The 13,627-nt window shown below is 51.4% G+C and carries 11 protein-coding genes; 5 read left to right on the top strand and 6 right to left on the bottom strand.

The window, feature by feature from the left end:
* Positions 1–63: 63 nt before the first annotated feature.
* The gene (gene ebgR / locus VJY99_RS13310; RefSeq protein WP_324119178.1) at positions 64–1,050 is read right to left on the bottom strand and encodes a transcriptional regulator EbgR; all 987 of its coding nucleotides are present in this window, start codon (positions 1,048–1,050) and stop codon (positions 64–66) included.
* 206 nt (positions 1,051–1,256) lie between these two features.
* Between ebgR and ygjJ the strand changes: the two genes are divergently transcribed.
* Entirely contained in the window at positions 1,257–2,324 is a 1,068-nt protein-coding gene (ygjJ, locus tag VJY99_RS13305; RefSeq protein ID WP_324119176.1) for a protein YgjJ, read from the top strand.
* A 9-nt stretch (positions 2,325–2,333) separates the two neighbouring features.
* Positions 2,334–4,694, top strand: coding sequence for an alpha-glucosidase (gene ygjK, locus VJY99_RS13300; protein ID WP_324119174.1), 2,361 nt, complete (start codon positions 2,334–2,336; stop codon positions 4,692–4,694).
* Between the two features lie 57 nt (positions 4,695–4,751).
* On the opposite strand, the gene VJY99_RS13295 is transcribed toward ygjK, so the two are convergent.
* Together VJY99_RS13295 and VJY99_RS13290 are read right to left on the bottom strand one after the other, a co-directional pair.
* Positions 4,752–6,299 (bottom strand): carboxylesterase/lipase family protein, encoded by a 1,548-nt coding sequence (locus VJY99_RS13295; protein ID WP_324119172.1) that lies wholly within the window; start codon positions 6,297–6,299, stop codon positions 4,752–4,754.
* A gap of 204 nt (positions 6,300–6,503) precedes the next feature.
* Positions 6,504–6,755, bottom strand: a complete 252-nt coding sequence (locus tag VJY99_RS13290) for a GlsB/YeaQ/YmgE family stress response membrane protein (RefSeq protein WP_324119170.1) — start codon at positions 6,753–6,755, stop codon at positions 6,504–6,506.
* A gap of 232 nt (positions 6,756–6,987) precedes the next feature.
* Here VJY99_RS13290 and ycgR point away from each other — a divergent pair, with 232 nt between their 5' ends.
* The gene (ycgR, locus tag VJY99_RS13285; protein WP_324119168.1) at positions 6,988–7,719 is read left to right on the top strand and encodes a flagellar brake protein YcgR; all 732 of its coding nucleotides are present in this window, start codon (positions 6,988–6,990) and stop codon (positions 7,717–7,719) included.
* Here the strand turns inward: ycgR and emtA are convergent, their stop codons facing one another.
* Positions 7,720–8,328, bottom strand: a complete 609-nt coding sequence (gene emtA / locus VJY99_RS13280) for a membrane-bound lytic murein transglycosylase EmtA (protein WP_324119166.1) — start codon at positions 8,326–8,328, stop codon at positions 7,720–7,722.
* Between the two features lie 113 nt (positions 8,329–8,441).
* Here emtA and ldcA point away from each other — a divergent pair, with 113 nt between their 5' ends.
* Together ldcA and VJY99_RS13270 are read left to right on the top strand one after the other, a co-directional pair.
* Positions 8,442–9,380, top strand: coding sequence for a muramoyltetrapeptide carboxypeptidase (gene ldcA / locus VJY99_RS13275; protein ID WP_324119164.1), 939 nt, complete (start codon positions 8,442–8,444; stop codon positions 9,378–9,380).
* Positions 9,381–9,449: 69 nt separating this feature from the next.
* Complete coding sequence (locus tag VJY99_RS13270) at positions 9,450–11,180, top strand: potassium/proton antiporter (RefSeq protein WP_324119162.1); 1,731 nt, start codon at positions 9,450–9,452, stop codon at positions 11,178–11,180.
* Between the two features lie 128 nt (positions 11,181–11,308).
* Here VJY99_RS13270 and dadX read toward each other — a convergent pair whose 3' ends face one another.
* Positions 11,309–12,382, bottom strand: a complete 1,074-nt coding sequence (dadX, locus tag VJY99_RS13265; protein WP_324119160.1) for a catabolic alanine racemase DadX — start codon at positions 12,380–12,382, stop codon at positions 11,309–11,311.
* A gap of 2 nt (positions 12,383–12,384) precedes the next feature.
* A partial coding sequence (locus VJY99_RS13260) for a D-amino acid dehydrogenase (RefSeq protein WP_324119158.1) occupies positions 12,385–13,627 on the bottom strand: 1,243 nt, incomplete at its 5' end.

Raw genomic sequence — 13,627 nt, 5'->3', positions numbered from 1 at the left:
AATAACAGGGGGTAAAAAAGACGGTGGATGTCGCATCGCTAATCCACCTGATAAAACAATTGGTTAGCTTAGAGTTGTAGTATCTCGCAACTGCAACGAGCTTGGGATAAACACCGATAACGGAATGGTGCGTTCATCACGCAGGCGCTCCATTAAAAGATTTACCGCCTGGGCACCCATCGTTTCAGAATGGATACGCACGGTAGACAACGCGGGGAAAACAAAGCGCGCGGTAGGAATATCGTTAACGCTGATTAACGCCATTTGCTGCGGGACTTTAACCCCATGTTCATGCAGAGCGCGCAGCACACCAATGGCAATGGAGTCGGTAGCAACGAATAACGCTGGTGGGTAATCACCTGATGTAGCAAGCATTTTCAACGCGCATTGGTAGCCAGACTGGCTGCTAAAGTCGCCGTAATAGACATCCTGCGCGCTGACCACTTTCTTACTACGCCCATACTCTACGAAAGCTTCTTCACGCTGGTCGGCATAGGCTGGGTCATCGCGGCCACCGATAAAACCAATCCGCATATAACCGCGCGAGATGAAGTAATCGATAACTTTACGGCTGATTTTGTACAAGTCTACGCTGACGCAGTCAAAACGCGGATCATCAGTCACACCATCCAGGAACACCAGAGGGAGTTCTTGTTGTTCAAGCCATGCCTGGGCGGCTGGCTGAGGTTTACCAATAATCAGTAAACCATCGATGGCCGCAACAACCGGGCGTTCGCTTTTAAAGTCGTAACAAGAAACAAGGGTAATCCCCAATTTTTCGCATTGTGTTTCAATGCCATAGCGCATCGCCAGGTAATAGGGATCGTTAATCTCCAGTTCTTGCCCATGGGTATACAGTGCCGCAAACGTCAGCCGCTGGCTGGCCTGCCGTTTCGCGCTGGGGACTTTGTATTCCAGTCTTTCTGCGGCTTCGAGGATTTTTTGGCGTGTCTGTGTTTTGACGCTCAAACTCGGGTCGTCATTGAGCACCCGTGAAACGGTCGCCACAGAGACCTGGGCCGCTTCGGCAATTTCCTTCAATGTAGCCATAACATCCCAATAATCACCTGATGAAAACAACAGCTTAATGTCATCACATGGGCATGTATAGCCCTTAGTTTCACCTCTATCAATACAATGTGAGTTGTGACCGACTTATCGCTTTACTAATTTTAGTGTATTTTTTAGTAAAATATTAACTAATATAAGCTCTATTCTGCGGACTGAGATCAGCAATATCTACAAGGAATGGACTTATGGTTAAGATTTTGTCAGGGATACCGCTCGTATTACTGCTTGCACCCGCAGGAACATTACTGGCGGCTGAAGCTGTCGTTCCTGCTGAACGTCAGACCCCTGTACCACCTGCGCTGGCGACAAACCCTGCCGAAACCACTTTTCGCTTTTACGGCGAGATGGGTCTGGGTGGCAGCGTCTACCTGAACGGCGATGATAAACATAAGTATAGCGATGGCACCTATATCGAAGGCGGCCTGGAAATCAAACACGGCAACTGGTTTGGGCTGCTGTATGGCGAAGGCTGGACGGTGCAGGCCGATCATCAGGGCAACGCCTGGGTACCGGATCACAGTTGGGGCGGTTTCGAAGGGGGCATTAACCGTTTTTACGGCGGTTATCGCACCGATAAAGGCACCGAATTTATTCTGAGCGGACGTAACGATTCTTCACTGGACGATTTGCAATGGTGGGGCGATTTCACACCGGAATACGGTTATGTCATTCCCAATACCCGCGATTTAACTTACGCCGCGAAGTTGCAAAACCTGACGGGCAAACTTCGTTACAGTGTCACTGCCGCACCTGAAAGCCGTGTTGATGAAAGTGAAGCGTGGCTACATTTCGGAAAATACGACCGTTATTCAGATAAATACACCTATCGGGCGATGATCAATGGCTATGTTCTGTACGACATTCTGGATGATTTAACGCTGCTTAACGGGCTGGAAGTGACCGATGGCACAGGGCAAATGTATTTATTGGGTTTGCAGGGTAAACATCTGGCTGGCCGTGTGTGGCATCACACCGGTAAAGGGGATGGTTATAACCCCGGCAGTGAAACCGGGATGATGGTCAGCGGCATGATTGAGCCGTCCAAAGGGCTTTATCTCTCCACAGCCTGGAGCTACGCACAGCACCAGTTGGATAACGCCGAGGATGAAACCACCTCCTACGCGCAATTGGGTGTCTGGTATGAATATGGCGATGGCAAATTTGCCACTGCCCTCGACAGCCGCTTTTATCTGGATAACGACACCACGGATGCCAGCAACTCAGTATTCGTGATGCAATATTTTTACTGGTAAGGAAACTATATGAAACTATTACACCGTCTTGCCCCCCTCGCCGTGCTGTTGATTGTGGCAGGCTGTAGCACCAAACATACTGATTTAAAAGCCAATCAGTTCCACAACGTGATTGACCGCACGGGTGCGCCGCAAGCGATGCTCGATTACGATTTTGATGAGCATCAGCGCTTTAACCCACTGTTTGATGATGGTGCGTGGCACGGGCATTTGCTGCCCGCCAACAGTGAAGGCATGGGCGGGTTCCCCGGGCCTGCGCTGCTGACCGAAGAGTACATCAACTTTATGGCAAATAATTTCGACCGCCTGAGTGTGTACAAAGACGGAAAGAAAGTGGCGTTCACCATGCAGGCCTACAGCATTCCAGGCGCATTGATTCAAACGCTTACCGCCCCTGGTATTACGGTACAAATGACGCTGCGTTTTGTCACTTCCCGCACCTCTTTACTGGCGACAGAAATCACCACCGACACGCCGCTTGAGCTGGTGTGGGATGGGCAGTTACTGGAAAAATATCATCTACAGGAACAAAAATCACAGTCAAACGAGACGATTGATCAGGCATTCCCTGCATACGACCGCACACTACACGCCACCCAAGACGGGCTGAACGTGAGCTTTGGCAAAGTGCGCTCCGATTCTAATCTGATGACATCTGGCGAGTCGCAATACCAAATCCACAAAACGCTACCAATGCGCACGCAAATCAACGGGCATCGTTTTGTGGCGAAGGCGAATATCGCCAGTTCCACCACTATCTATACCACCTACTCTCATCTGCTGACGGCTGCCGAAGTACAAAAAGAACAAGCCAAAATCAGCGATATTTTTCAGCATCCGCAGTCGTATCTCACCGCCACGGAGCAACGCTGGGAAGGTTATCTGAAGAAAGGATTAAACAATCCTGATGCCACAACGGCTCAGACACGCGTTGCGGTAAAGTCGATTGAGACTCTCAATGGCAACTGGCGCGGTGTTGCAGGGGCGATGAAATTCGACTCCGTCACCCCGTCGGTAACTGGACGTTGGTTCTCTGGTAACCAGACCTGGCCGTGGGACACCTGGAAACAGGCGTACGCGATGGCGCATTTCAACCCAGACGTGGCAAAAGATAACATCCGCGCCATATTTGCGTGGCAAATCCCGGCTGATGACTCTGTTCGCCCGTGGGATGCGGGCTTTGTACCGGATCTGCTGGCGTATAACACCAACGCTGAGCGCGGGGGCGATGGCAGCAACTGGAACGAGCGCAATACCAAGCCAAGTCTCGCCGCGTGGTCAGTGATGGAAGTGTATAAAACCACTGGTGATAAGGCCTGGCTGGAAGAGATGTATCCGCATCTGGTGGCTTACCATGACTGGTGGTTACGTAACCGCGACCATAACCACAACGGTGTGCCGGAGTATGGCGCGACTCGCGACAAAGCGCATAACACCGCCAATGGCGAGATGATCTTTACCGTTAAACGCGGCAACAAAGAGCAAAAAATGGTCGGTCTGGAGAATTACAACCGCGTGTTACGCAGCGGAAAGTATGACAGCATCGATATTCCGGCGCAGGTTGCGGCAGCCTGGGAATCAGGGCGTGATGGTGCGGCGGTATTTGGTTTTATCGAACCAGACCAGTTGCAGCGTTATCTGGATAAAGGCGGTAAGCGCGAAGACTGGCAGGTGCTGTTCGCGGAAAACCGCGCACCAGATGGCACTTTGCTGGGCTATTCGTTGCTCCAGGAGTCGGTTGATCAGGCCAGCTACATGTACAGTGACAGCAGTTACCTGGCGGAAATGGCCGATATTCTGGGCAAAAAGGATGATGCGCAGAAATTCCGTGGTCACGCCAAAAAACTGGCTGATTACATTAACACCTGTATGTTCGACGACGCGACCGGCTTCTATTACGACATCCGCATTGAGGATAAGCCGTTGGCGAATGGCTGTGCGGGGAAACCTATCGTAGCGCGTGGCAAAGGGCCGGAAGGCTGGTCACCGTTATTTAACGGTGCCGCCACCCAGCAACATGCTGACGCCGTTGTTAAGGTGATGAAAGACCCGAAAGAGTTCAATACTTACGTGCCTTTGGGCACCGCAGCCCTCACCAACCCGGCATTTGGGCCTGATATTTACTGGCGCGGACGCGTGTGGGTGGATCAGTTCTACTTCGGGCTGAAAGGAATGGAACGCTATGGCTATCGTGCTGATGCGGTCGAAATGGCTAATCGCTTCTTTGCGCATGCTAACGGGCTGATTACCGACGGGCCAATTCGTGAGAACTACAATCCGCTGACCGGTGAACAACAAGGCGCACCTAACTTCTCATGGAGTGCCGCGCATCTTTATATGTTGTACAACGATTTCTTCACCAGGCAGTAAAACTTAACAGCAATCCGGGGTCCCGGTAATTTCCGGGACCTTATTCAGGCGGCTGTGTTACTGAATATTTGAAATCAGATCCAATCTCCTGGCCCATGGGTCCGGGATCTCAGCGGTATCTTTGGCCCCCCCTTTCGGGAACATCAACAGATTATCCTTTTGCTTTTGATAAGGTTGCCAGACGGGTAATCCCTCACCGTTCGGGTTCGCCGATTTAGCAAAATTAACCCAATATTGATGCATTTGCTGGGCGACAGCGTTGTCCTGCGCTGTCACTGCTTTGCCGTAACGGCCTTTGAGTGTATTGAACACATAGGGAATTTCAGTGGCATGAGCCGCGCCCTGATCGGGCTGCCGCATAGACTCGGCCACATAACCGAAGCGGTATTGCCACACTGGCACATTGTAACGGCTGATTTCCTGCGCCAGGAATCGTGCCGGTTCCACCATAAACTGGTCGCTGGCAATAGCATCAGCCAACTGCTGGGGGGACATTTTCCCCTGAGGGTCATACGCGTTACGCGCCAGAGCGGGATCGATATTCCCCAACGGTTTCAACGCCTGTTGTAGATCGTTAACACGGGGAGCAAAACCGATATCTGAATCCGTTACCCCAACGATAAGCGGTACTTTTGCAAACTCACCTGCGCTAAACCGCTCCTGCGGTTCGCCCGTGATCAAACGTCCGTCAATCATCGGCCCGGAATAGCCTTTATCAGCCTGCATCGTGGCCATATTCAGGCCCTTCATCAGGGTTGATGCGGGTAAGTCACGCAGGTGTTGTAACGCTTCGGCCCCTTCACCTTTAATTCCCTGAAAATGTGCAAAGGCCAAACCAGCCTGCTCCGCCTCTTTGTAGGTCAGATTCGGGGTAATGTTGTGCCGCCCGGAGCCTGACTCGATGATCGCCTGCTGGAATAACCCGCTTGCCTGCGGAGTCGTTAATAAGCTGACAACAGAGAATCCACCTGCAGACTCACCGAACAAGGTGACTTTTTTCGCGTTACCGCCAAAAGTAGCAATGTTTTTTTGCACCCATTGCAAGGCAGCAATCTGGTCCATCAGGCCATAATTACCGCGTAACGGCTCCTGTGCTAATGCCGGGTGAGCAAAGAAACCAAACCGCCCAATGCGGTAGTTAAAGCTGACAAAGACCACCCCCTCTTTGGCAAATTCTTCACCGCTGTAGACCGTAGGCGAAGAACCTCCGTTAACGAAGCCACCACCGTAAATCCATACCATAACTGGCAGTGATTTTCCTTCTGCATGCAGCGGGCGCCATACGTTAATCGTCAGGCAGTCCTCGCTTAGCCCTGCGACGCCAACCGGGGCGGCATCACCGGGGAAAGGATCCTGCAAACAGTCATTCCCATAATTGACAGCCTGCCGTTCACCCGACCAACTTTTCACGGGTTGCGGGGGCTGCCATCGTAACGCGCCAACCGGCGGTTGACTGTAGGGAATCCCCTTATAAGACTCAACGCCAGCCTCTTTCGACCCAATGACTGTTCCGTTGCTATATGTCACCGCTACTTTTTGTGCGAATACAGGACAGCTAAGCGCAACAGCGGCGGCTATCAGGCCTGCCAGCAGTTTTCTTTTCATTTCGATCTCCCTGAGTATATTTACGAAAAACAATAAGATAACCAGCCTACTTTTACGCTTCGCTTATTCACAGAATAAGAGCCGACTTCCCAGTCGTCCCCCGTTATGGCACAAAAAAACCATTCATTAGATAAATCAATAGCAAAGAAAAGGCCCTGGAAAAATCCAGGGCCTGAGAATTCTACTGCCAGACAGGTAACAGAATTATCGTCGAACCATGCGGTAAATAATTAGCACAATAATCGCGCCCGCAACGGCAACCAGGAAACTCGGTAAGTTAAAGCCCGTGACATTGCCACCAATATGAAGAAATGTTGCTATCCAGCCACCGACAACGGCACCGATGATCCCTAAAATGCAGGTCAGAATAAAACCTCCGCCGTCCCTTCCCGGCATCAGAAGTTTTGCAATAACACCCGCTATTAAACCGAAAACAATCCAGGCCAGAATACCCATGTTAACCGTCCTCTTAATTATTGTGCGTGGTTACAAGTCAGAACCCCCATCAACATGACCGCGGGGCTTCTGTCTGTCGGTACGGTAAGTATAATCAAGTGTTAGAAACATGTGATGGACATAATCAACTCATTGAATTTTAGAAAATAAAAATCTGATATTTATCTTAAGTTTTTTAGTATTCTGCCGATATTATTTCTTACAGCTTTCAAAACACAACATGGACCTGGCCTTGAGTAACTATAACGAGCAGTTTCTGAAACGAAGTCCTCTGGCAGTATTAGGCGTGTTACGTGATCTGCATAAAAACCAAGTGCCTATTCGTCTAAGTTGGCAGTCAGGGCAGTTCATCAGCAAAATCCTGGAGGTCACAGCAGCGGGTTTGATTGTGGATTTTGGCAGCCAGTCGCTGGACAATCAGGCTGTGCAAAAAGCGACAGACATTCAATTCAGCGCAGAAACGGAAGGGGCAAAAGTTGAGTTTAGCTTGCCTAAATTGCAGGTGATGAATTACCTGGATTTACCGGCATTCAGTACACCAATCCCGTCTGCCTTATGGTTTATACAGCGTCGCGAGTATTTCCGAATTTCCGCACCGTTGCAGCCCTATTATTTGTGCAATACGTCGCTACCAAATGGTTCCCCTTTCCAGTTCAGGTTAAGTGATTTGTCACTCGGAGGGATGGGGGCGTTGTTGAACGGGCCGCTTCCTGAAGGACTGAAGGTCGGAATGCGTTTTTCACAGGTGGAAATCGATTTAGTGCAGTGGGGAAAATTCCGCTTTGATATGCAATTGATCACCTTATCTGAACGAAAAGTGATCGACAGCAAAAACGAGACCATCAGCACCCCGCGCCTGAGTTTCCGTTTTCTTAACGTTAATCCAGCCGTGGAGCGCGAATTGCAGCGTATTATTTTCTCTCTGGAACGTTCGGCCCGCGAAAAAGCAGACCGGGTAAAATAATCACATCGCGTTTAGCGCTTTGGATACTTTATATAAGTAACGTGGTGCTTGCGGCGCAGGGTGATTCTTAGCGATGTATTCGTAAAACTCGTCTGGACTTAGGTCATTGATCTCATCAATGGCCTTTTTGCGATCGGATGAGAACGTCCTTAGTAATGCCCCCGCGCCGTTAGCGTACGCGGCCAGTAAGGCATATTGCATTGTTTCCGGGTCTTCAATACCGGCCAGAATGCCATGTTCAAGAATGCTCAAATACGCGGTACCAATCGAGATGTTACGAGCAGGGTCTTTCAGTTCGCTGGTTGACGGCTGCCCGCCCCACCCCAGATGGCGATAGACATCTTTGCCCGCCGTTGACGCTTTAATCTGCATCAGACCCACAGCATTAGACTTACTGACCAGGCTTGGATTGCCACCGGATTCCACCGCAATAATTGCCGTCACCACACGTGGGCTCACACCCCACTCTTTTCCTGCTTGTTCGGTTATCGGCATCCAGGTTAATGCGCGTTGTACCGGTTTTGTTGGATCCCACTCAGGTTGTTTGGTTGTTTTACTTGAACAGCCCGCTAACAACAAAACCAATACAATCAGCCATCTTATATTCACGCATCTATCCTTATATTACTGAGCCGTAATTACTGCGATTCGTCTTTGTCGGCGGGTGACAACCACCGTTTCAAGCGGCATGATAACCAATTCACTTTACGCAAGGAAATGCCATGTCCACGATTCGTTTGATTGCCCCCTCAGGATTCTGTGTTAACCAGGCGGCGGCGGCGCGCGGTATCGAGCGTTTGAAAGCCTCTGGGCACCGGGTTGAGAACCAATCGGTGGTGACCCGGCGCTTCCAACGTTTTGCCGGAACGGACGCTCAACGGCTAACAGATATTCAGGATTTATCTGCCCTACCAGCAGAATGTGACATCGTGCTGGCGGTACGTGGTGGTTATGGGGCTACTCGCTTACTTGAAAATATTGACTATTCGAAACTGGGACGCGCCTTTGATGAACGTACACCGATAATTTGCGGGCATAGCGATTTCACCGCCATCCAGTTAGCACTCCTTTCCCAAACCGGGACGATTACCTTTAGCGGGCCGATGCTTGCCGGGAACTTTGGCGCAGAAGCGTTAAACAGCTTTACCTGGCAGCATTTCTGGCAAGCGATTACCGAGCCGAAATTTACGGTCAGTTGGCCCAGCGCCACCCCGGCCTGTTCGGCGAGCGGTACATTGTGGGGCGGAAATCTCGCGATGCTGGTGTCGATGATAGGTTCACCCTGGCTGACCGTTATTGATGGCGGCATTTTAGTGGTTGAAGATATTAACGAGCACCCATTCCGCGTTGAGCGCTTATTACTGCAACTTCATCACGCGGGGATTTTAGCTCGTCAAAAAGCGCTGATTCTGGGCAGTTTTAATGGTGCAACGCTGAGTGATTATGACGATGGGTATAACTTCGACGAAATGTGCCAGATGCTACAACAACGCTTATCGATTCCTGTGCTGCGCGATTTACCGTTCGGTCATGAACCTGAAACCGTCACCCTTCCTCTGGGGGCGTATGGTGAACTGCATCACGATGGGCAAACCGCCAACCTGACGGTCAGTGGTCATCCCGTTCTGAGGCAAATAAAGTCGCCTATGGCCTTCAGTTAGCACAATTAATCAATGCATTCGTGTTAACATTTGCACACGTTTGGCACAGGCAAAAGGAGAAAGATAATTTTGGACGCAGGGGCGATCGTCAGTCTGTTTATTTTAGGTTCCGTATTGGTAACTTGTAGCATCTTATTGAGTTCTTTTTCTTCTCGTCTTGGTATCCCCATCCTGGTTATTTTCCTCGCTATCGGCATGTTGGCGGGTATCGACGGTATTGGTGGCATTCCGTTTGATAATTATCCTTTCGCTTATCTCGTCAGTAACCTGGCGCTGGCGGTTATCCTGCTGGACGGCGGGATGCGCACTCAGGCCAGTTCGTTTCGTGTCGCACTTGGCCCTGCACTTTCACTTGCCACAATAGGCGTGTTGGTGACCTCAGGTTTAACCGGTATGGCCGCCGCGTGGCTATTCAACCTCAACTTAATTGAAGGTTTGCTGATTGGCGCCATCGTGGGTTCAACCGATGCGGCAGCCGTGTTTTCATTGCTGGGCGGCAAAGGTCTTAACGAACGTGTGGGTGCCACACTTGAGATTGAGTCGGGCAGTAACGACCCGATGGCAGTGTTTCTGACCATCACGCTCATTGAGATGATTCAGCATGGGCAAACCGGCCTGAGCTGGATGTTCATCGTGGATATCATCCAACAGTTTGGCCTCGGGATTTTGCTCGGCCTCGGCGGAGGCTATCTGCTATTGCAAATGATCAACCGCATTACCTTGCCGCAAGGTTTGTATCCCCTGCTGGCACTGAGTGGCGGGATTATGGTGTTTGGCATCACTACGGCTCTCAATGGTAGCGGGATTCTGGCGGTCTATCTTTGTGGTTTCGTGTTAGGTAACCGCCCCATTCGCAGCCGTTTTGGTATTTTACAAAACTTTGATGGGCTGGCGTGGTTTGCGCAAATCGGCATGTTCCTGGTACTGGGGCTGCTGGTCAATCCGACAGATTTGTTGCCGATTGCAATCCCGGCTTTACTGCTGTCTATCTGGATGATTTTCTTTGCCCGTCCGCTGTCTGTTTTTCTCGGCCTGTTGCCGTTCCGCGGCTTTAATCTGCGTGAACGTGTGTTTATCAGTTGGGTGGGATTACGCGGTGCGGTACCGATTATTCTCGCCGTATTCCCGATGATGGCGGGCCTTGATAACGCCCGTTTGTTCTTCAATGTGGCGTTCTTCGTGGTGTTGGTTTCGCTGTTATTACAGGGGACTTCACTGGGTTGGGCGGCTAAAAAAGCCAAAGTTGTGGTGCCACCTGTCGGTTGGCCGGTTTCGCGCGTGGGTCTGGATATTCATCCGGAAAATCCGTGGGAGCAGTTTGTTTATCAAATCAGCGAAGAAAAATGGTGCATTGGTGCCTCTCTGCGTGACCTGAAAATGCCAAAAGACACGCGCATTGCCGCCCTGTTCCGTGACAATGTTCTGATGAATCCCGGCGACCGTACACGGTTACAAGTCGGTGATGTGCTTTGTGTGATTGGCCGTGAGCGTGATCTACCCGCACTGGGTAAAATGTTTAGCCAGTCGCCCCCTGTGGCACTCGATCAGCGCTTCTTTGGTGACTTTATTCTTGAAGCCAGCGCGCAGTTTTCCGATGTCGCAACGATATATGGCCTTGAGTTAGATGACAGCGTGAATACGCAGCAAACGTTGGGTGAATTTGTGGTGAGCATGCTGGGTGCTGCGCCGGTGGTCGGTGACCAGGTGGAATTCGCAGGTATGATTTGGACGGTTGCCGAGAAACAAGATAACAAGGTTCTCAAAATCGGTGTTCGGGTCGAAAGCGAAGAAACCGAGTAGCAACGTTAATGTCGGATGTCGCTTGCGCTAATCCGACATCTGAAGACCGGCAATGTTGGGTGACGCTTCGCTTAACCGACCTACACGTTTTGTAGGGTGGATTCGCGCAAGCGCCATCCCCCCGTTTTTTAAAACTGCGTCACAACCGGCACGCGTGGCGCCAGTGCGCACATGAGTTCGTACCCTACCGTCCCCGCAGCATGGGCGACATCATCAATTTTAACTTCGTTCCCCCACAACTCTACCGGGCTGCCAATCCCTGCTTGCGGGCATGGAGTAAGGTCAACCGTCAGCATGTCCATCGAAATAGCCCCCACCGTGCGAGTCAACACACCGTCAACGCGCACCGGGGTGCCATCAGGTGCCAGGCGCGGATAACCGTCGGCGTAACCGCAGGCGACAATCCCAATACGCTGCTCACCCTGCGTCCGGTAGCGGCTACCGTAACCCACCGTATCACCCGGTTTTAGATTCTGTACGCCAATAACTTCGCTTTGCAGACTCATGACCGGCTGCAAGCCACTGTTAGCAACATCGCACCATTGGCCTGAAGGAGATGCGCCATACAGCACAATCCCCGGGCGAACCCAGTCAAAATGCGTCTCCGGGTGCCACAGGGTTGCTGCGGAATTAGCAAGTGAACGAGGGCAATCTAAGCCTTCCGCCGCCTGCTCTACGCGTTTCATGGGTTCAACAATGCCGTCAGGTTGCTCAGCATCAGCAAAATGTGCCATCAGCGTTAACTGGCCAACATTGGCAATAGCCCGCAATTGCTGCCAGATCGAATGCACCCGATCAGGGCTGAACCCCAGGCGGTTCATACCACTATTTATCTTCAGGTAAACATCCAGCGGTGCGTTAAGTTTGGCATTCGCCAGCGCCTTCACCTGCCAGTTACTGTGCAGGCTGGTGGTGAGACGGTACTGATCAAACAGCGGCAGTTCATCCGCGTGGAAAAAGCCTTCGAGCATCAGAATCGGCCCTTTCCAGCCACGTTCACGCAGCAAAATAGCCTCTTCGAGATTGAGCATCGCGAAACCATCAGTTTCACGTAATGATGACCAGATACGCTCAAGACCATGACCATACGCATTCGCTTTGACCACCGACCAGACACGAGAATGAGGGGCAGCCTGGCGGACAACGTGTAAATTGTTACGTAGCGCGCTCAGTTTCAGCGTCGCAACAATAGGACGGGACATTATCAACTCCTGTATTGATATGAGTTATGAGCGTTATGCAGACGTTGAGAGCCTGTCGGAGCGAAGCCTGGGGAGTAACGCGCAATCGCGAGATCGTCAAACGGGATCGCAGGGGTTCTTCCAGAAATTAAATCACTTAACATCTGTCCCGAACCGCAGGCCATCGTCCAGCCCAGGGTTCCGTGCCCGGTGTTGAGCCACAAATTCTTGAAGGGTGTACGGCCGACAATCGGTGTTCCGTCTGGCGTCATAGGACGTAACCCCGTCCAGAACGTCGCCTGTTCAACGTGTCCACCGCGTGGATAAAGATCACGCACCACCATTTCCAGGGTTTCACGGCGAGGTTGCAGCAATTCAGTGTTAAAGCCGACAATCTCTGCCATCCCACCGACACGAATACGCTGATCAAAACGCGTGATAGCGATTTTGTATGTCTCATCGAGAATAGTCGAAACCGGGGCCCCTTGCTCATCGGCAATCGGGATGGTCAGAGAATAACCCTTGAGCGGATAGACAGGAATATCAACGATATTTTTCAATAAACCCGTGGAGTATGAACCGAATGCGACCACATAGGCGTCTGCTTTCACCACCTCTTTACCGCACTGCACGCCATAAATATTTTGGCCTTCATACAGCAGACGATCGACTGGCGTATTGAAACGAAACACCACACCTGCTTCGGCGGCCATACGTGCCAGATTTTGCGTGAACAGCTGACAATCGCCGGTTTCGTCATTAGGTAAGCGCAAGCCGCCCGTCAGTTTATGGGCAACATCAGCCAATGCGGGTTCGACTTCGGCTAAGCGGCTGGCTTCCAGTAATTGATAGGGCACACCGGCGTCTTCGAGGACTGCAATGTCTTTAGCGGCGTTTTCAAACTGCTGCGCGGTGCGGAACAGTTGCAGCGTACCACCCTGCCGCCCTTCATATTGAATACTGGTGCTATGGCGCAGTTCTTTCAGGCAATCGCGGCTGTATTCCGCCAAACGCACCATCCGGCCTTTGTTTTCCATGTAATGGTGCATATCGCAGTTACGCAGCATTTGCAGCATCCATTTCAGTTGAAATGGCGTGCCATCAAGACTAATGGCCAGCGGAGCATGGCGCTGGAACATCCATTTGATGGCTTTGAGTGGCACACCGGGTGCGGCCCAGGGTGCGGCGTAACCCGGTGAGATTTGCCCGGCATTTGCCGCACTGGTTTCCATGGCAGGTCCCGCTTCCCTGTCGATAACCGTGACA

The organism is Buttiauxella sp. (assembly GCF_035271705.1).
In the GTDB taxonomy this organism is placed as follows: Bacteria; Pseudomonadota; Gammaproteobacteria; order Enterobacterales; family Enterobacteriaceae; genus Buttiauxella.
This window is presented reverse-complemented; position numbering and strand designations above follow the sequence as displayed.